Source organism: Alcaligenes sp. (genome assembly GCF_050255915.1).
Classification (GTDB): Bacteria; Pseudomonadota; Gammaproteobacteria; order Burkholderiales; family Burkholderiaceae_B; genus Alcaligenes; species Alcaligenes aquatilis.
The window spans coordinates 375,225-394,759 of sequence record NZ_JBFWIQ010000003.1; the positions used below are offsets into that span (position 1 = coordinate 375,225).

General features: G+C 55.2%; 19 protein-coding genes. 2 read left to right on the top strand and 17 right to left on the bottom strand.

The features are described 5' to 3' along the window. Positions 1-8 precede the first annotated feature (8 nt). The 17 genes from AB7E06_RS05760 to AB7E06_RS05840 form a co-directional block, all read right to left on the bottom strand. A complete protein-coding gene (locus tag AB7E06_RS05760) occupies positions 9-488 on the bottom strand; it encodes a TIGR03757 family integrating conjugative element protein (protein WP_372406315.1) in 480 nt (159 codons plus the stop codon). After that, complete coding sequence (locus tag AB7E06_RS05765) at positions 485-3,406, bottom strand: conjugative transfer ATPase (RefSeq protein ID WP_372406312.1); 2,922 nt, start codon at positions 3,404-3,406, stop codon at positions 485-487. Before AB7E06_RS05765 ends, AB7E06_RS05760 begins: the two co-directional genes overlap by 4 nt. Continuing rightward, complete coding sequence (locus AB7E06_RS05770) at positions 3,396-3,905, bottom strand: TIGR03751 family conjugal transfer lipoprotein (RefSeq protein WP_045931315.1); 510 nt, start codon at positions 3,903-3,905, stop codon at positions 3,396-3,398. Before AB7E06_RS05770 ends, AB7E06_RS05765 begins: the two co-directional genes overlap by 11 nt. Further along, positions 3,892-5,466, bottom strand: coding sequence for a TIGR03752 family integrating conjugative element protein (locus tag AB7E06_RS05775; RefSeq protein ID WP_427955644.1), 1,575 nt, complete (start codon positions 5,464-5,466; stop codon positions 3,892-3,894). Before AB7E06_RS05775 ends, AB7E06_RS05770 begins: the two co-directional genes overlap by 14 nt. A gap of 15 nt (positions 5,467-5,481) precedes the next feature. Further along, positions 5,482-6,642 carry a TIGR03749 family integrating conjugative element protein gene (locus AB7E06_RS05780; protein WP_372406310.1) on the bottom strand — a complete coding sequence of 387 codons (1,161 nt, stop codon included), beginning with the start codon at positions 6,640-6,642 and terminating at the stop codon, positions 5,482-5,484. An 11-nt stretch (positions 6,643-6,653) separates the two neighbouring features. Continuing rightward, positions 6,654-7,454 (bottom strand): PFL_4703 family integrating conjugative element protein, encoded by an 801-nt coding sequence (locus AB7E06_RS05785; RefSeq protein ID WP_080584946.1) that lies wholly within the window; start codon positions 7,452-7,454, stop codon positions 6,654-6,656. Continuing rightward, a complete protein-coding gene (locus tag AB7E06_RS05790) occupies positions 7,451-7,990 on the bottom strand; it encodes a TIGR03750 family conjugal transfer protein (protein ID WP_009454033.1) in 540 nt (179 codons plus the stop codon). Before AB7E06_RS05790 ends, AB7E06_RS05785 begins: the two co-directional genes overlap by 4 nt. Positions 7,991-8,005: 15 nt before the next feature. After that, complete coding sequence (locus AB7E06_RS05795; protein WP_009454031.1) at positions 8,006-8,416, bottom strand: DUF2976 domain-containing protein; 411 nt, start codon at positions 8,414-8,416, stop codon at positions 8,006-8,008. Positions 8,417-8,461: 45 nt separating this feature from the next. Next, positions 8,462-8,713, bottom strand: coding sequence for a DUF3262 family protein (locus AB7E06_RS05800; RefSeq protein WP_021446579.1), 252 nt, complete (start codon positions 8,711-8,713; stop codon positions 8,462-8,464). A gap of 22 nt (positions 8,714-8,735) precedes the next feature. Then, the gene (locus tag AB7E06_RS05805; protein WP_372406306.1) at positions 8,736-8,999 is read right to left on the bottom strand and encodes an RAQPRD family integrative conjugative element protein; all 264 of its coding nucleotides are present in this window, start codon (positions 8,997-8,999) and stop codon (positions 8,736-8,738) included. 103 nt (positions 9,000-9,102) lie between these two features. Continuing rightward, positions 9,103-9,885 carry a TIGR03747 family integrating conjugative element membrane protein gene (locus AB7E06_RS05810; protein WP_003799956.1) on the bottom strand — a complete coding sequence of 261 codons (783 nt, stop codon included), beginning with the start codon at positions 9,883-9,885 and terminating at the stop codon, positions 9,103-9,105. Next, entirely contained in the window at positions 9,882-12,146 is a 2,265-nt protein-coding gene (gene traD, locus AB7E06_RS05815; RefSeq protein ID WP_254499240.1) for a type IV conjugative transfer system coupling protein TraD, read from the bottom strand. The genes AB7E06_RS05810 and traD overlap by 4 nt, the downstream gene beginning before the upstream one ends. Further along, entirely contained in the window at positions 12,136-12,687 is a 552-nt protein-coding gene (locus AB7E06_RS05820) for a PFL_4695 family integrating conjugative element protein (RefSeq protein WP_115633672.1), read from the bottom strand. Before AB7E06_RS05820 ends, traD begins: the two co-directional genes overlap by 11 nt. Next, on the bottom strand, positions 12,677-13,468 hold the full coding sequence (locus AB7E06_RS05825) for a transglycosylase SLT domain-containing protein (RefSeq protein WP_021446581.1): 792 nt from the start codon (positions 13,466-13,468) through the stop codon (positions 12,677-12,679). The genes AB7E06_RS05820 and AB7E06_RS05825 overlap by 11 nt, the downstream gene beginning before the upstream one ends. 11 nt (positions 13,469-13,479) lie before the next feature. After that, positions 13,480-14,040, bottom strand: coding sequence for a hypothetical protein (locus tag AB7E06_RS05830; RefSeq protein WP_372406303.1), 561 nt, complete (start codon positions 14,038-14,040; stop codon positions 13,480-13,482). Between the two features lie 11 nt (positions 14,041-14,051). Then, positions 14,052-15,332, bottom strand: a complete 1,281-nt coding sequence (locus AB7E06_RS05835) for a hypothetical protein (RefSeq protein WP_372406300.1) — start codon at positions 15,330-15,332, stop codon at positions 14,052-14,054. Then, positions 15,329-15,883: a hypothetical protein gene (locus AB7E06_RS05840; RefSeq protein ID WP_372406298.1), complete on the bottom strand. Its 555-nt coding sequence runs from the start codon at positions 15,881-15,883 to the stop codon at positions 15,329-15,331. Before AB7E06_RS05840 ends, AB7E06_RS05835 begins: the two co-directional genes overlap by 4 nt. Before the next feature lie 530 nt (positions 15,884-16,413). Between AB7E06_RS05840 and AB7E06_RS05845 the strand changes: the two genes are divergently transcribed. Both AB7E06_RS05845 and mobH read left to right on the top strand, forming a co-directional pair. Continuing rightward, on the top strand, positions 16,414-16,953 hold the full coding sequence (locus AB7E06_RS05845) for a hypothetical protein (RefSeq protein ID WP_131071802.1): 540 nt from the start codon (positions 16,414-16,416) through the stop codon (positions 16,951-16,953). 159 nt (positions 16,954-17,112) lie between these two features. Then, the gene (gene mobH, locus AB7E06_RS05850; protein WP_372406296.1) at positions 17,113-19,440 is read left to right on the top strand and encodes a MobH family relaxase; all 2,328 of its coding nucleotides are present in this window, start codon (positions 17,113-17,115) and stop codon (positions 19,438-19,440) included. The last annotated feature ends 95 nt before the right edge of the window (positions 19,441-19,535 follow it).

Below are 19,535 nucleotides of genomic sequence, written 5' to 3' on the forward strand. Positions count from 1 at the left end.
AGTGCTCCTTAATTTTGGCTATCACGCCAGGCCATCAGTGCCTGATCAACGTCGACATAGCCAAAGACCACATATCGTTGGTTGATGACGACCGCCGGCAAGCGGTCAATCTGATAGTGTTGTGCGCGTGCCAAGCCATTGACGGCGCTCGCAACCATGGGCTGGATCATCTGCCGTAAGCGGGTCTCATTGGCCGCCACCCACTGTCGGGCTTCATTTTCGTCTTGTGGCATTCCGACGTTCATTTGAGCTTCGAGATTACTCAGCGCATCCAAACGGTAGACAGTCTGGATGTAGGGGGGCCAATCGGTTGATATGACTGGCATGGCGGTGTTGACAAATACCTCTACAGATAAGACTCCTGCATACAAATCTTGGCCAGGCTGTTGCGCGGACGATGGTGTGGCCACGGTACATAGCGCAGAAAGCAACGCCATGCGAGTTGTGAGCTGAGAAGCAGCGGTGAAAAATGAGCGGGCTTTAATCATGAGCGACTCCGGGCCAGTTCTTGTGCCACCATTTGAGCCGCACCCATTTCGTTGATTCCATGTTTATCCATCAGGCGACGGCGGTGTGCTTTCTCATGACCCTCGGTCATGGCCAGCGCAATGGGAAGAGCAGGAGGGACGTTGCGAAAGAGCATCTGGCCGGTCGCGGAAATCAGAACCCCTTCCGTGTATTTCGGCGGCTCTTTTTGGGCGGATTCCATCATGGCTCGCTGCTCGTTGGAGAGCGACCGAAATCGCACCACTTCTTCAATCTCTGCTTTGTCCATGGTCAGTAGCATCCAGTACTCACACATCGAGAGCACGCGCTCCATGGAGTCGGGGAAGTCTTTCAGGTTTTGTGTGGCAAGCCAGAACCAGGTATTGAATTTGCGCCACATTTTGGTGCCCTTGGCTATCTTGGGGCCAAGCAGCTCATTGGTTGTGATCAAGTGGCCCTCGTCCGTAAGGAACACCATCGGGCGACCAGAGTGTTGGTTCAGCTCGGCACGGGACTGTACTGAGTCGATGAGGCTTGTGTATGCAACTGCCAAGGCGTCTTCATAGCCGTCTTGAGTGAGCGTACCCATCTCAACTAGAGTGACATCTGCATCCGGCCAGTCCTGGCCCTCGCGATTGAATAATTTGCCTCGCAGTGCCTGAGTGAATGTCATCATGGACTGGCCCATTTCTTCGGCGCGGGCCCGCCGCGCCGGTGACATAGTCTGGTCTTTATTCATGTGCATGAGCTGCAGGGCCACATCTTGCGTCAACGGGTGCTTGGCTCCCCGTTCCTTGCAACTGATCGCGGCCATAATGATGGCGCGTGATACCAGGTAGCGGTCGGCTCGACTCATTTGTGCGACTTCGTCCGCTTCACCTCCTGTGATCATCAGGATCGCGGCAATCAGCATCTCGCCCAGCAAGTCCCTTTTATCCAGTTCGTCGTCCTGCTCTTCGTCCTCCTCCCTGGCCTGGAATGTTTCATGAAAGGACACGCCGTCAGTCGATGGCTCATCATCTTGGCCAAGCAGGGCATTGAGCAGCTCGTCATCGGGCAGGCCTGCGTTGCTTCGTGCCTGCTGCTCGGCCGCCACAAAGCTCTCCATCACTTCACTATCATCTAGTAGTTGGTACGCATGAACGAACGGTGGCAAGGACACTTTTGCACTACTGTTCAGTTCAACTTTGTAGGTCGATAGCCCTCGGTCTTTAAAAAAATCCACCAAAAGACCAAAGGAGTTCCCGGCATCGACAATCACCAGCCGTGGCCGATGAATGGCCATCGTCATCATGGCGATGTAGTTCAAGGTGGCCGATTTACCGGCTCCGGTCGGTCCCAGCACCAGCATATGCGCGTTCTTTTTACGATCGCGTTTGTTGAGCGGATCCACAAACAAGGGCTCCCCGCCGCGATTCCAGAACCACATGCCAGGGTGGGGTGTGCCACGGGCACGGCCATACAGCGGTAAGAGACGCGCAATATGGGAGGCGAAGGTGAGACGGGATCGACGAAGTACCTGGTTATCGAAGGCGGGGTCATAGTTAAACGGCAGAGCACGCATGAATGTGTCCAGCGGGACCAGGTCATGCTGATTGCTGATGAACTTCAGGCCTGATGGGATCAACAGCGCATTAATCGTGTTGATGTTGCTATCGAGATCATCTGTGCTGGTGGCAGTCGCGTATAGGGTCACCATCATTGGAAACAGGTGGTTGCCCCGAACTATTTCATTCAAAACGTTGGTGCATTCCCGGTAGGTTTCAATGGCCTGCGCCGTCTTAGCGCGTGAGGCATCCCGGATCCGCTCAATTTGTGACTCGACGATGTGTTGCGGCGCAATCGTGATGGAGACCGAGAGCATCGAGCCAGGAGGCAGACGGTCAAACCGTGCAAATCGCTCTTTACCGTTGGCCAGCTCCGCCGTGAAATGACCAATCTCAGGCTGCTTGCGCATATTTTGCAGGGTCAACGCCTTGACGGGTACGCCATCAAACTCAAACAATCCCTGTTCCAGGTTCGAACGGGGCTCATTGATGCTCAATAGCTCTGACAAGTCCCATCCAAAAATGGGCGTATCCTCGTCATCGGTCAACGGGGTGTCGCCGGGATAGGGTAATTCACGCATCATTTGCGTGCCTGGCGCCCAAGGCAGATCACGGTTAAAAAACGGCAGTAGCCACTCATACAGGTCTTTGCCGGTACAGCGGCGAACGGCCACACCGGCCTCGGAAAACGTGGCCATGATTGTGTTGGCCACAGACTCGATTTGCTGCACCGGCGTTTGTGGATCATCGGCTGCGCCGCCAAATCGACGATACAGGCAACAACGAACACGGCGGATTTGCCCGCGCCAGACTTGACCGGTGACAAGCGTATCGGTGAACAGGCCATTGGGTTGCGAGACATTCGACAGGTGAGAGCGCACCTCATCCAATACCGCCTGGGTAAACGGCGAGTTCAGGATCTCCTGGCCCAGGCCATCGTCCTTGTGTTGCTCCAGGATATAGTCGGTAAAGGTGTCATTAAGATGATCCAGGTTACGGTCATCATTGACAAAAAACTGTGCGATCCACGGTGCGCCGTTGACCGATGGCATGGCTTGCAAGGCCTCCTGAATCTTCTGGGCGTGTTCATTCAGAATTTCGATAGGCATGGCCTCGGTCGCAATCGGAGAGAGCTCAAACAGTGCACCGAGCGTATTGCCATCACGCAACACGAAAATGCGCTCATCAGGGGCATAGCTGATATAGGGCAGCATGTCGGTAAACGACGGTGGCCGTAGGGCCATGCGTCGACGATCTGCAACGGTCTGGCCAGGAGACGATGCCTTTGCGGTGACTTGAGGAGCGCGCTTACTGCCTGGTTGCGCTGCACGTTGACGCGTGAATCCGAGCAAGCTGGCCACATTAGCGATCATCTGCGCCTCCCTTTTTCTTGGCGCTGGATTTAGCCTCAAAGTAGTCACCTCGCCACTGCAGCAGATCTTGGGTGACTTCACCAGGTAGCGCATACTGTGTCTGGTCATACATCGGGAAGACGGTCACGTAGCCAGGAACCGGATACTGGCCCTTGGCCAAGTGAGGAAACACCACCATTACCAGGTCAGGGTTGGGCAGCCGAGCGAATCGCTGGTTCATGGAATCAACAGCTGACCAATATCGCTGGGTTAACTCATCACCTGGATTAATCGGTCTAGCCTGAGTGCGCTCACGCATCCGCTCCTGGGGGGTAATGCGCGACTGACGAGTCGCTTCGTTTCGATAATCAGTACCCCGGTAGACGTCCAGCACCGTTGGCGAATCCTTAGTGACCTCATTAAGTGGGGATTCGCGATCCATCATGACGGTGCAACCGCTGAACATGGCGGTGGTGATTAGAGTCAGCGCCAGGCGTTGGGCAGTTTTATTCCAGACCATAATGTGCTCCACGAGAAAGCTGCTGCGTCCCTTGCTGGCGGTACACCAGCTTGCGGGCGTTGGGCATCTTGTCAATTTGCAGTTCTTTATCCAGGTGAATAACTATTTGCTTGCCAGCCGGGGTTACAACGGCGTCGAAGCTATTCTTCAAACGGGAGGTCATCCATGCGATGATCTCATTGGTTGCGCCAGAGGCCGCTTGCCCCATGGCGTAGCCACTGCGTGAGCCGGTGATTTGAGAGGTGGTATTGCCCGTGCCCAGATTGTTGGAGACGGTGCGCTGGGCATCGGAGTAAGCTTGTGCGGCGACATCCAGCCCCTTGAGCATGGCCAGGTCGGCCAGATAGGCCGGGGCATTGGTGACGAATTTGCCGGGAATGCAGGGATTGCCGTGTACGTCAGAGATGTAGCCCAGGTCCTGGGTGCTACCGCCGCCATTGACGTTGGCATTCCCCCCGCCTTTGGAGCGCTCAGAGATGGTGCGAACCGTGCCGTCATTAAAGACAAAGGTGACCGAGCGCACTTTTCCTTCTGAGCACGACAGCGCCATATCGCCGATTGCCACACCGGTGACGATCATCCCCTCAATGTCTGCTGGTAATTCAAAGCCATTGGCTGCCAGGTTGTCGCGGCCGACAATCGCTTTAAACTGCATCGGGTCAGTGACACGGCCATCAATGGGCACACGTCCGATGAGACTGGTCATCGATACTGCGCCGACCAGTGTCGAGTTCTCGGGAACAGTAAAGTACGGAATCGGTTCAGGCTTGGCGGCTTGTGGTGCTGACCGTGTTTGTGTGGCGGTGGTCCTGGACACAGGGCCCATGGAGCTATTGGCATAGGCCTGATTGCCACTGGTGCGGACATAGCGCGTAATGGCTGGTCCGTCATTGCCATTGCGGCCCTGCTCGGACTGCGTTACCGCGCTATACCCCATGGGAGGTAAAACACGGTATGGCCCTGAGGAGGTAACAGTCGGAGTGGGCGATTCTGTTCCCAGGGAAAATGATTGTTGTGGGACCAGGGGAGTCGTTCGCGTCTGAGCAGCTCGATTGGCTGCTTCGGTCTCAGAGCGGGCCGGTGACAGTTGAAAGGCGCGTGAAAACGTATCGACTGCTTCGGAGCCACGCTTCAAGGTGAGGTTGACTGCGTTTTTGGCGCCCGTCTCGTCGCCGGTTGGGTCGATCGAGTCCGTACGGGGTCCGTCAAGATTGAGCGTGTCGCGTTGCTCTTGTTCGATGCGACGCGAGACCGTGGCATTAGCACCGCCCACGCGCTTATTCTCGGCGATGAGTTGATTGTTCATCTCGATCACGCGTGCCACATCACGCCGCAACTGTTCATTGCTGGCGGTGACGGTGCGTAGGGTTTCGGCGGCGTTGTCGTTGTCCGCTCCTTGCGCGGTAGGCAGTGTGGCACTTTCAGGTGTAGGAATGGAGGTCAATACCGAGTTGGTAGATTCTCCTGAACCCGTAAATTGCCTGTATATCACCACGCTGACTATTAAGACGGCGACACCACCGAGGATGGGGATCAGTTTGTTGCTGGACGTGCTGCTCATGCTGTTGTTCCTTTATTACCGGCAGGCTTCAAATCGGCGCTGGCACACCAGATAAATGGCGGTGGTGTCCGTCTCGGAACCGGCTGGGCCAATTCGACCGTGCTGCGCGGTGGCTGCAATCCATTGGCCGCGCACTTGCTCAAGTGGAATCTCCAAGGGGTTATGTGACCGGTTCTTGATGAGAACGGCTGTCACATAGAGCTGGCCAGAACGCCACTGACCAACGGGGGTGGATACAACATGGACGCCACGTATTAGGTTGGCAATTGGCTCAGCAGTGACTTCGACCTGCTGCACACCTGAGAACGGGGTGGCAAGCCGCTTTGGGGCATAAAGCTGGCGTGCGGCGTAGCGGGTGAGCTGGACCATATCTGTCGGTGCTGATTCCGCCATTTGCTGGCTCAATGTGTGTTCATTGGCCATGCTGGTCGCTTGCGCTGCCGCTTGGGAAGCGGGACCATCACCTCCGATCTCCTCTGAACCAGGCGATGAGGAAGCAACGACAAAAACCTGAAGTTCGCTACGGGCACTGGCTGTTGTGCTGTCGGCAACCAGATCGAAGGGAATTTGCTGCCCAGAGTCAATGAGCTCAGCAATGATTCGCACGGGTGTGAACTGCTGGAGGGCCGTGATGTACATCGTGCGATCAATGACTTCGATTCTGGCAATCTTGGACATATCCGATGGCACATGCAGGGCGGCAGGCGCAGGCAAGGTAATCATGCGTTCGATGCCCACAGGCAGTGGCGCACGTACCGGAGCTCGATTAAATACGGCTCGCTCGACGCCATGCGGTTTGTTTTGTGGCGGTTTGCGGATGGTCGTGCCGCTTTCGTCCTGATTATCCTTGGCCTGTTGAATGGCCGCATCCACAGTGCTCACCACCATAGCTTGGTCACCCATCACATTGACGCCAGGGGTTTGATACTCAGCGTTAGAGGGTGAGGAGCCAAGATTGGGAATCTCTCCCAGATCGGGCGCGTTATTCACTGCTGCGTTTGTTGCAGAACCCACATTGACACTTGAGTTGACGCTGTCAGGGGCTGGAGCAATAAGATCTGCTGGTACGCTCTCCAAGTTTGGCCCCAAGTCTCGCACTTGTGCCTGTGCGTACTGGGCCAGCCCCAAAAGAGCGCAGGCCAGAGCTGTTTTGCGAATGCTAAGAATGGCTTTCATGGATGACAATCTCACTCGCTTTGAGGTTGGACGGGTCGCACCTGGATAGGTGTCGGAGCGGGGTCGGTCACGTTGGTTGCCGGGTCGGTGATCGTGCCGGGCAATGTGGCGGGCACGATTTCTGACTCAGTTGGCAGCTCGGGACTTTGGTTGTTCTTCTGTACTGCGGCGACTTCGTCAGGATTCAGGCGGGCAGGGCGGTTGTTGCCATAGCAGTCAATGGCCAGCTTCCAGGGGTTTTTCTCGGGGTCAACGTCATATCGCACGACACGCATCGGATACCGTATGTAGATGTCTTTGATTTGTTGACCGCGAAATGTCTCTTGCAATTGCATGTCGAGCAGTACTGTCCAGGTGTTGGTGCCTTGCGAAATGACTCGTCTGGGTGAAAACCCAAACCCTGGAATCTCGGTCATGATGCGTGTGCGTGAGCGCAACTCACCGGCTCTATCCCGTGTGTTCATGTCGTTCTCTAGCTGAGCGCGACAAGACGGGGTGATGTAGGCCTGGTAGTAGTAGATTTGCTTGCCGTAGTCCTTGTATCCGTCGGCTTGCCAACGGTTGACCTGCTGCCAGATGTAGTAGGCAAAGCCATACACATTGACGTCAGGGACCGGCGACTGGCCGTCGGTCACGGTGACGACATCCCCGCCTTGAATGTTGGGGTGCAAATTGACGTCGATTCGATGCGGTGTGCGGGCAGCAAAGTACATACCCACAGCCCCAAGAGCGGCGACAACTAAAACAAGTGCGCCCAGTCTTTTATTTGTCGCCTGAACAGTGGCCAGGGCGTTTAAATATTTTGAACTCATACGTTGTTGCTCGCTTTATCCGCTATCGGTGTCACACCTTGAGCAGCGCAAGAAGAGGGGATGGCCGTTTCGCCCGTAGAAACAACGTTCTGACGGGACGGTTTAGGGTTGAATGAAGTGGACAAGCTAAAGGGCAAGGTCCGGCCCAAGCTCCAATAACCGTTGTGGCGGATGAATTTGGCTTTCACCCACCCACGAGAGGCCATCCAGTGGTGCATAGCCTGGTTGTAATAGCCGTCAGGACGGTTGCGCTTAAGTCCCGCCAGGTATTTAGAGGCAAACCACAAAATGACTAATGGTCCAAATAGCATGATGGCCAAAAGTGTTTGCCAGAAGCCGGTTATGGCCAGCAGTACCAAGCCCAGCAGCAGACACACCACGACGGAGATCAGACCGATGATTTGTGCTTCATCGACCGTCATACCGTTCAGAATGGCTGGTTGAACATTCACGCGATCGGTTATCGGCGTAGCGATGCCCTGGGTAACTTGCTCATCTAGCTGTTCAAGGTGTGGGGCAGAGGGCTTGCGAGCCATATCGACTTTTCCCCTTTACCCGAGCGTGGCGATGGCATACGTGGCCAGTGCGACAAGCGCAATGGCAAGCACACCGCCAGTGATTACGTATTCTTTCAGGTCAGCAATATCAGCCTGGCCACGTGTGTATTGGGTCCACTTTGTGATTGCGCCCATCACGACTTTCAGGAAAAAGTAGCCAACAAAGATCATGGCCAGAATCGTGATGCCCTGTTTCCAGTAAGCACCCATCGCTCCAAGCCAATCGCCGTCAGCAACTTGAGCCCCGTCAATGCCAGATCCCGGTGTAGGCATCGTGGGCAAAGCTGCCATGGCAGGTGACGAAAGTAACGCTACAGCAGGGATCAAAGCGGCTTGCGCGAAGTAACGCTTGGCTTTTTGCCACCCCGCTCGGGGTGCCGCCAACAGAGCGTTCAGTGTGGTCATAGCTAAACTCCGTAAGGTTTGATGTGTTAAGAAGTCCTGTGAGCGTCAAACCAACACCCACAGGATTAAGGACAACAGCACAACTAATTTGACGCAGGCCCAGACCACCTCTTCTTGCTTGAGTTGGTTCTCCCGGTAGTTCTCTAGAGCGGCCATTACCAACCACGCAAAGAACAGAGCCACAGCTGCTACCGTTATGACCGTCAGCACGATCTTCATGGCGTTTGGGTCAACACCCGAGCCCGCTGCAAACGCCTCTCTCATGCTCGAACCCATCTGCGCATTGTTCATGCCCATAAGGAGATCTCCTGATGCTGCGTCATTGGCGGTAGTCGCCTCGCAGTGGCTCGATCGGACGCGGCTGCATAGGGGCATTAAGGTGTTGTTGAATTCCCCGACGCATCACGTCCAGGTCATTGATCAACCACTCATATCGAAAATTGACACGTTGAGAGGGAGGAGCATCACGAGAGGCCGCGGCCACCATCTGCTGCACGACGGCCAGCTCGTTTTCAATCCGCGCCAGACTTTCGCGCTCACTATCGGCATCTCCAGCCTGAACGGTGGCGCACGCGACGAGCATGAGCGCGGCTACCCAGGCGCGATGAGTCTTACGTTCTGAGGGGCCAGATTGCTGTGGTTTCATTTCTGTCGTTTCTCCAATGTCGTGATGTGAGCGAGAGGCGCTACATATACTTTTTGAGGGAAGCCACTGTGGTGCTGAGCGTTGCAGCGACCAACGCGGTGAAAATCAGAACCATGTAAGCGGGGTTGAAGCCGCCGAAAGGCCAGGTCAAATACAGACCGAAACCTCCAGTCAGTGCCCAGGCGGTGTATCGCTTAGCGTGGTGATAAACGAAGGAGGATTCTCGGCCGCCGCTCCACCGGCGCAAGTCACGCCGTACCAGGCCATCGACCGCACCCACTAGGCACGCAAGAACAAAGGCTGGCAGCGCATAAAGGGCAATCGAAAGTCGAAGCGCTACATCCATGGCGACGTACATGGAAAGCACGAGTACCGTGCTGATAAATTGGCTGGCATCAGCGCCAATCGTTTTCAGCCTGGAGGAGAGGCTGTTGCCGTTTGCCTTTATTTCTTGTGCACGACGAAGGGCCTGTTGACGCTGCATGGCGGGGTCATGGCTATTGGCATACCACTGCAAGATTCCGAACTTCTCGTAAGGCCATGAGATGTAGCCGAGCATCTTGTTTGAGAAGGCCACGGTATTGGGAATAATCAGGCTCTTCGGGGCAGCCTCGATATAGCTCAGGTCCTGCTCCACGATAGAGCGAGCATGGCCTGTGCCTTGGTCCTTCCAAATCGTATGAATGCCGGCCAGTTCTATGAACAATCCCAGCACACACGCTGAGACAGAGACCATAAGCAAACCCATGACCATCTCAAATGTCATCAAAATGGGGCCGCGAGTGGTGGGCTTAACAGGGCGGCTGGTCGAGTTGGTACTCATCCGTGCCCCCTTGTGATCAGGCCCATCGTGTCAGTGTTTATCGCGCTGTTGCTTTGAGTGTCGTCATCGGGGTCAGGATTCTGCACCGCTAGATCAGTGGCGATCATGCCCGTGCCATCGGCGATTGGCTGGCTATTGAGCCAGTTTTCAGTGAACCAGTCGGTTTCACTGGCCCATTGCTCGGAAGTCCGGTAGCGGGCCTTCATTTGCGCGGCGACGTTTTGCAAAGACTGCGGTACAAATTCGTCGTTTCTTGCATCAGCCAACGGGATTCGGATCTTGAAGCGTCGATTGCCTTCAAGTAGCGCAAAGGCTTGGCCTTGCGGTAGTTCCAGCACATCGGCTGGTTCAATCATAGGGACCTTGGTTTTGGTCCAGATATCATCGTTGCGACTGATGAAATCGACGCCGGTGCCTTGGGCGGCGGTGTCTGTGACGCCTGACATTGGCGTGAGATGGACCACCTCGACTTCGGGAACCTGGTCCGTCAGCAGCTTGGCCGTAGTGACACTACGCACGCGCAGCATGACCAGGTGGTTAAAGTTGTCCAGGATCTGGCCCGCTTTGGCCTTATCTCCGACTTTTGCCTCAATATCAAATGCTGACTGTGTGTACGCGGTGATCCGAAAGCCCGAGCCCCCCAGCTTGTTCACCATGGGCACAAATTCAGGGCCTGCAATCTCATTGACCTCGTCAAAGTGAGCACAAATGGTCGGCAACACGATTTTTCCGTCTGGGGCATGAGGGTCCAGTCCGGTCTTGTAGAGTTTGCCGCCCACGCTGACCAAGTCGGCCAGCATGGAATTACCGACCGCAGAGCTGACCACGGAATCAGAGAGGGCATCTAAGCCTACGTAGACCACGCCTCCCTGCCGGATGACGCTCATCCAGTCGAAGATGGGACGCTTATCGGTTTGGTCGTAATAGTCAGGTGAGATCAGTTTGCCTACTGCGCCGGTGGTCAACTTCTCCAGGAATGGCCCCAAGGACGCGATGATCTTTTCGTAGAAACTACGCTCATAGCTAAAGGCGGCTGCCAGTCCTGCGAGGACCGTATCGTTGATCTTGGCCTCTTTGATGAGCAAAAACATTGCTACAAATTCGGGCTGTCGATCGGCCAAGGCTCTTGGCACCGGCGGCGCGGTTTTGCGATCCTGCAGCGCGAGCTCAAGGCTGGCCAGTCTTACTTCCCAGTCGATCAGACGGCCTTGGCGGGCTTGTTGGCCAAACACCATGCGGGCATAGTCCATGAACAGACCATCAATGCCGGTCACATCTTTGAGCAAGGCTTCATAGGTCGGGACACGACCCAGCGCAACTTGGGCCTGAGCCACAATATTGGTAAAACGCCAGGAGAACTCTTTAAAAGCGGCGGAGTTTCCGCTGCTGGGCAAGGCGTTGGTGGCACGAGTGGCGACTTCGGTGATACGGGAGAAGTTGCCGATGCCGTTGTACCTGGCTGAGATCTCGGGGTAGCCAAGATGGAACATGTAGAACTGGTCCAGGCGGCCTGCACGAGCGCATTCGGCATACATACGCAGCATCAGATCGGCATCCCCCTTGGGATCGATCACGATAGTGACGTGCCCAGCATGAATGTCCTGGGTGGCAAATAACTCCAGCAACCTGGTCTTGCCCACGCGCGTGGTGCCCATGACCAGCATGTGTCCATTGCGAGAAGATTGGCGAATCTTGACGGGGGCTTCGTCCATGCTGCCCACGCCATGCACGATGGGTGAGCCACCTAAGTCTGGATGAGGCTGCAATGGGTTGAGCCAATGATCAATGCCCGCAATTCCTGCAATGGCTCGCACAATGGGTTTGACGGGGCCTTTGCCTTGCGCTTGTTCGATGGCTTTTGAACCTAGGCTGCGTAGAGCCAGCTCTTTGCCCGATGGACGCACAAAACGCTTGGCCTGCGGTTGCAAGGCCTCACGTTTACGTTGTGTGTGCGCTTGCGACCACTCGAACCCTTCGCCCAGGTAAAACTCGCCCGGTGCCACGGGAATTTTGGCGGGAGCAATTTTCGTGACTTTGTAGTATTTCAGGTGATGGTGATAACGCTTGATCCGCATCGCCTGCTTAAAGCGGACCCCGCCAAAGTAGCCCGATCCTGCTGCTGCAACGTAGCCCAAAGAAGGGGGCATCATCAGCGCCCAAGGCGCCAGGGCAGCCGTGGCCGTGACGGACCAGGCCGTTGCCGCACTCCAAATTTCGACAGGTGGACGCAGTAACGCTTCCAAGACGGCGTTATTTTTCATGCGCTTCACCTCGTTCAAAACCTTCTGAGAAGATGATCTGTCGCGCTTGACCGTCCAAGCCAATCAGCACGGGATAGACAGTCACATGCGCTGCGGCAAGACGGCTCTGTAACCAGTGGCCGGGATCAGGGACGATTGGCAATGCGTTGGCTTGTCGCTGGATGTCTTTAAAGCGTTTTTCACTGGCTGCGGATACCACAATGACAGTGGCCTGCAGAGAAAGCAGGCGTTCCAAATGGAGCTTGAGCCATTCTTCTGAGCCTTTGTCGTCACCCACAATAGCTAATGTTTGGGTCATCCATTTTGGGTTAAATACTGGAACAGCCGATGGCTTAAGCACGCCAGGTTGTAGCAAGTTCGACGTCAGCGGAAACTGGATGCCGGCACCAACACCAGGTTGGTCTGCACCTGAAATTAAGGCCGAATAATAGGAAACAGCCGGAACCGAATCGTCCAGGACGACCGGTGCAGTCTGAGCGTTGACCGAGCTGGAGATCAGTGTGGTCGCTGCAAAGAAGGCGACGGCGAGATTACGGTGCATATCGCCTCCAACCGGTTGAAGTGGCCAGTTCCGACGCATCTAAGCCCAGGTTGGCTAATTTGTTGAAAACGCCACGGCTATAGCGATTTCCGCGGCTGATTCGTTCTTGCGTATTTCTGGAGCCCGTGTGATAGAGAGCGACCGCCAAACGCCAGGAACTGTTGCGGTCAAAGTGTTCACGCAGAATTTGTGCACCTACATCGAGATTGGGGTAGGGATCCAGAGCACGTTCAAAGCTTTGGAGCTTGTCGTTGTGGTAGCCCCAGTTCACCTGCATCGCACCGCAATCCACATTGCGGATACCTCTGACATCCACATACTTGCGCAAGGCCTTGAGGGTGGCCTCATAGGAGCCATAGCGCTTAGCAGCACCTCTGACGCACAGAGTCCAAGGGTAGGGCAGCGTCTGCCGACCAAATTTCATTTGCGACTCTTGCAGTGCCACGCCGTAAAGCAGCCACGGATCTATGTTCCAGCGCTGTCCCGCCCAGTCATAAGCGCGGGGTGGCAACAAGGATGCCGTCACGATCGGCGCACCAGGACGGGTGCGTGTGCGAGGCATCTGACGAACATAGCCGTGGGGGATAGTCGTCTGCTCCTGGGGTGTGATCTTGGGCTCAATGCGCACAGCCGTATCTGACCAATATGGCCACCATTGCGGGTCCAGGCCTTCAGGCTGCGCCAGCTCCGATTGCGCAGGTGCAGCCATTGCCCACGAGCGCGTCATGACGCCACTGGCCGTCAGTGCCGTGAGGGCGCCAAGAAACTGTCGGCGGTGCATGGGGGTACCCATCACTTCGCAGAGCCCTGTGCTGGCACACTTTGAGTCAGAGGTGTGTAGCCCGGAGCGGGGGTCTCGATAATGGCCGTGCGCGGCACGTTCAATGTGTCAGCCGCACCTACCGTGGCGGGAACGGGTGGGATTTGACTGAAATTGACAACTGGCTCATTTGGGTAAAGGCGTGCCATCGCTTCGGTGAAAGCACGATTCCATGCCAATGAGCGCTCCACGTCGGCATGAAAGGCGCGGGCGAACATTTCGGCATACTTACGGCGCTCTGCTTCCGAGGTCGCGTGAATGCCCAGCGCTTCAATAGGCGAGAGGTTTTCCACCGAGAATGCTTTGCGAGGGCCTTCCAGCAAGGTTTTGGCGCGCAACATTTCTTCGTCGGTTAAGCCCCAAATATTGGCGCGCAGGCGATCTACGGCATCCAGCGCAATCGGATTACGCCCTTGTGACTGCGTAGCGTTGGCGACTTCTTCGGTACGCTGCTGAGCGGTGGCCTGGGTTTGCGAATGCGCCATCGCAGGGAAAAACAGGGGCAGGCTGATGGCTGCTGTTTTGATTTTCATAAGGCGCGGCATTACTGGCCCTCCACAGTTAATTTGGTGGTTTTTCCGTTTACGAGAAAAGAGGCGCTGCGCTCGGATGCGCTTGCGCTTTGCAGCGTGACGCCGTTGACGGTATCGCCTGGGCGCATCACTAAGGTTTGGTTGTCGCCTGGGCGTGTACTGGCGACGACAACAGAGGGTTTGCCATCCCACATATCGACTGAGACCAGACGAACGCTTGGTTTTGGAGCGGCCTTGGCTCGACGTGCGACCGGCTTTTTCACGGGGGCAGGCTCAACAACGGGCACCGCCACTGGTTCTGGCTCAGGCGAAGGTGTGGACAGAGCTATCAACTGCTCGTTCTGATGCAAGAGCTCATTGAGTAACTGCCTGATTTCGTTGACATCGCGTTGCAGGGACGAGATTTGCACCTCAAATGTTGGTGTTTCTTGAACGGCGTACGAGGCTTGCGATGTTTCAAGGTTCGATGGGAACGACTCTCCGAGATCAATGGAAAGTTCTTGGAATTCCGTTGACTCTGCCGTGTCTATCGGTTCTGTTCCCATGGGCATGTCAGAAGCTTTCTCTACATTGCCGAGATCACTGGTGGCGGGAGCAGGGGAGGGGGCACTCTTTTCCCCATCCTCAATAGGGGAGACCTGGCCTTCGATTTCAGCCAGTGAGGGCTCGGCTGCCGACAAGGCGGCTGTTTGCTCAACCACAGGTTTGTTAAACAGGTATTTCCAGCTCAAGAACAGGACAGCAAAAAGCACCAACGCCAGGATTAGCTTCCACGGATAGCCTCTCTTTTTCTTGAGCGTTGGAGCATCGGTAAGCGCTGCGGATGCCAATGGGGATGGCGTAACGCTGGCTGCTTGCGGTTGATTTTCTTGTTCAGCAAAGAAATCGGTGACTGCTTCATTGTTTTGCGTCTCGGTCACGGGATCCACTACAGACGAAAACACGGGCTCCACGTTCTGTTTTTCAACGTCTGCCGTTTGTTCTTTGCGTGAGAACAGAATGTGCCAGAGGGTTCGCACAAAGCCGTTTTTATCCTGCTTTACAGCCTCCAGTTCGCGTCGGTAGTCACGGTCGTCATGGTTCAGTTTTTCTTGGCGCTCAAGCTCTAATTGGTGCTCACGCTCAAGCTGCTCACGTTCCGCTCTTTCCTGGGGGTCGCGCTCAAGCCTTTCTGCCTCCATAGCATCTGCTAGGTTGATTCTTTCAATCCGTTCACGTTCTAGCTGCTCGGCGTGCTCCCGGCGACGCTGATCATCTTGTTGCTGTTGCCACTGTTGATCTTGCTGGTTCATGGCTGCACCCCGCTGATGCGCTCGGTCAGGGGCAACCACGGCTTTTTAGGGTCAACTGTGACGGGGTAGGTTTGGGCCTGGAGCCAATTTTGCGTCAGCTCGATGCCTGACAGAGTCGGCTGTGCCGCTAGACTGATCCACAGTCTGCGACGGATGGGGTCCTCGTCCCAGCGCCAGGTCTCACCTACGAGTGCATTTAGGACATCACGCACACGATACGTGCCCAGCGACCGCTGAGATTCGGGTAGGGGTAAGCGAAGAAACTGCGCGGCTTCTAGCGACAGCTTGGAGCGATCAAGCTGCCAGCCAGTCCGTTTGAGGGTGTACTCAATCGCACCATCAATGGTGGCTACGTCTTGACGTGGGTAAGTCAGTGCCACAAACACAGACAGGGGATCAGAAACGCTATGCCCTGGTGTGCTGGCTTGTGTGCTGTATTGTCCTATTCGCACCTGTGTGCCGTTGTCGTAGGTATCCCCGACCTGGGCTTGGGCCTGCAACGCCAAAACAGCCAGTGGCGCGGCAACAGCGAGTCTAGCTGTCCAGCTCATGAAGTACTCCATCCGATTGAGAATGGCGTTCAGTGTTGCAAAGGCACCCCAAGGTGTCGCTCGTTAACCCAAGGTCACGTAACACGGGGTTTCAGCTTGACGAAAACAGTTATGTGCGTTATCCGCGCGGCCTGCTATATGCGTTTTTGAGTAAGTGAAGAAAGGGTATTCAAGTTAAAATCTTTTGCATTGCACAATACAACTAGAACAAGAATGTGTTGACGGACTGCCGGGGCGTCAATCCGCTACTGGGAAAAGGTTGCTACGGGTCAAGGGCCTTATCCAAAGGGCCGCCGTCCACCTAAAAATCCGGTGGCCGTCGGGAAAGGCTTTACAGGTAGGGGAAAAGGGGGCTTACGGGTTACGCAGCGCTTCACCCAGGGGCTGGGTGAAGCGCTGCAAATGGCCTCGGCCAGCATAGCGGGCTGTGACTTATCAGAACTTAACGTTGCGCGCAAGCGAGAACCCTAGGTTACGTCGCACCCGGTATCGCGTTGAGTGATAGCAAACCGCTTTGTAGAGTGGCCGCTATGACTATCCTCGCCCACCTCGCTGAAAACGAGCATCCATACCCCGATCCTGGGTTCCCCCATTTTGGGCGTGATGCGCACGACCGTGCTCATGCGATTTACCGCATTGTCGAGCTCCTGACTGAGCTCGGATTGGCTGAATGGGTCCCCCATTTTTCAGCCTGGCTATCGCGTTATGACGGATTAGAAATTTATGCCGAGGATGAAGATGATCCTCATCTGTGTGTGAGAGAGATTTTGAAGAATCATTGTCAGAACCTGGCGCAAGAAAGCAGCCAGGCCGTAGATCTCGCAGGGCGCAAAGAGAGCATTGTTGAAGATATTTTGCAGCAGCCATTTGTCCATTATCGGGCCCACTGGGGCAAAAATATGCTGCCTGATCCTGATTCAATTCAATGGAATCCACTGCAGATGAGCTGGTTCCATTTCCTGCAGCTGGGCGATCCGCAACATCCCACTGAGTCACTGCATATTTTGCTCACATTGCGACATCCTCGTCCGACTCTGGAGACGTTGCGAGCCCATTTGCTTGAACGTTAGAGCATGACTCACCGCCGAACCCCGCCTTGGATCTCGAAGTTCTCCACTTTTATTCCGCGACGCGCCTCCAGTACAACTAAGCCCGCACCGGTTCCGCCACCTCCAAGCCCCCCACCAGTTCCAGTTGCCCAACGTGTAGCAGGGCGGGAGGAAGGGTGGTTGCGTGTTCTTGAGTCTGATGACTTGATCCGTCTGCTGAAAGCTCAAAAAGCGGTTCATCAAATGTTCCTGCAGTCTCGCGTAGCAGATCCTGTTTTTCGACGAGATTTCATCCCAGCTATCCGACGATATGCAGAATACGTCCAGCTTATGCCTGCCTCAGAAGCACACCATCACGCCCACGCTGGTGGTTTGTTGGCCCATACGCTGGAGATGGTATTGGCAGCCATGACCTGGCGAAACGCGCATTTTTTACCTACGAATGCTCCCGTTGAGCAGATTGACGCCGAGCGTGATCAGTGGACCTATGTGGTCTTCTACGCGGCACTGCTTCATGACATTGCCAAACCGATGACAGACCTACGGATCTTATGGCGAGGCGGGGCGATGGATGAACCGTTGCGATGGAAACCGCTGGCTGGCTCCTTGTTCGAAGTGGGGCAGGGGCGTCTGGATCTGGAGTATCGGGTCGAGTTTGAGCCAAAAGCCAGCCGGGACTACCAGGCCCATAATCGCCTGGCACTGACCCTGCTTCATCAGATTGCACCAAAATCTGCCTTAACTTTTTTGTCCCAAACGCCTCACGCCTTTGATGCGCTGACTCATTATTTGTCTGGCCACAAGGATGGATTATTGGCTGACATTATCAAACGCGCTGACCAGGCCTCCACCAGCAACGCATTGATGAAGGGCAGTAAGGCTCGTTTTGCGACAGCCAATGCAGTACCGCTGGTGGATTTACTCATGCAAGCGCTCAAAAGCATGTTGCAGTCTGGAACGGAATTGCCGCTCAATCGTACTGGAGCTGCCGGATGGGTGTATGACGGCTCTGTGTGGTTTGTGGCTAAGCGTTTGGCCGATGCCACGCGGGCCTGGATTAAAAAGCATGAGCCTGACGAGTCTGTACCTGGAGAGGCCAAGAACGATAGGCTGTTTGACACATGGCAGGAATATGGAATCTTGCAAGTCAGTCCTCATTCTGGCCAAGCTATTTGGCACGTTGAAATCAACGGGCAAACGCCGGCAACAGAAGAGGGCACAGAAGCCCATCAATATCGACACAGACTAAGTGTGCTGCGCTTTCCACTGTCAAAGCTCTATGATGATCCAAACTTATACCCACCGGCGATGTCCGGAGAGATCCGAGTCCGGGCCAAGCGTGGCGATGATGAGTTTGAAACAGAGGCTGATCCAGCTGCGGTTGATTGTGAGCACAGCGCTGACACAACAGTCATTCAAGCCAAAGCTGCTCCAGAACACATTGATGAAGGAATATTGCCGCAAAAGGTGGCCACAACGGCCAAAACTGCTTCAGCTCGTTCCCAAGCTGCAGCACCCAAGCGTAATCTCGTACCAGCAATGGAGTTTAGAAAGCCCAAAAATGCGTCAACTGGCGCAGCCAAGCGGCAAACACCGAAAAATGGCGCAACGCAAAGCGGCAACCAGCCCGAACCTGTGCCAACCTCAAGCAATACTCACCAAACTGCTTCAATTCAGGTATACGACGACGAGACGGTGATTTTGCCAGCCGAACTCGCCGTAGATGGCTTTGATGTTGACGATGATTTTCTGGATGAAGCTGATACAGCATCCAACATTATTCATCGCAGCCCACCGCAAGCGTCGCATAAGCCCACGCCTGTGAGCTCAGCGCCGACAGCAACGGTTAGCAGCGCACGCCCAGGCAAAAAATCACATCAACATGAAGCAACAGCCATAGCTGCAGCAAAGGCTAAAAGTGTTGAGGCAGCCTCTGTTGAGCACGCACCTGGAGCATTACCAGCCTTACCGACGCCTAAAGCGCCGGTTCTTGAGCCTGAGCCTGCTCCAAAGGCACAGGCAAAATCGCAACGCATGTTCAGCCAGGCAAACACCACGCCTGTCGTGTTGACACCGAGCCTGCCTGAATTACCGCACGAAGCTCCTGTGAAGGAACCCAGTGAAGCCGCGATGGCGTTTATCCAGTGGCTGCAGCAAGGCTTGGCCAGCCGTGAGATTAAATACAACGAATCTGGGGCACCGGTGCATTTTGTAGAGGAAGGCATGGCACTGATTTCACCCAAGATTTTCAAGCTCTACGCGGCTCAAACAGGGCCTGAAGAACAGGCCGACGCCATGGGGATGCAGATTCAGCGAGAGGTTATCAAAGCGGGATGGCATCGGATGCGTCAAGTAGAAGGTGGTGGCAAGGTCAACATCTTGCGTTACCAGATCATTGGCAAAGGCAATGTGCCGGTCGCCTCGTTGGCGGCGGTGGTGTTGACGGATCCGGATCGGTTTGTTTTACCCGTGCCGCCCGTCAATCCAGTATTGAAGTTGGTCATTTGAGCTAGGGTGGGTATTTAGTGGGCTTATGATAGGTAGATTGTTAGCAGATTTCCGGTATCGCGTTCTTATCACTATTACTAATCTGTTTAGTGCCT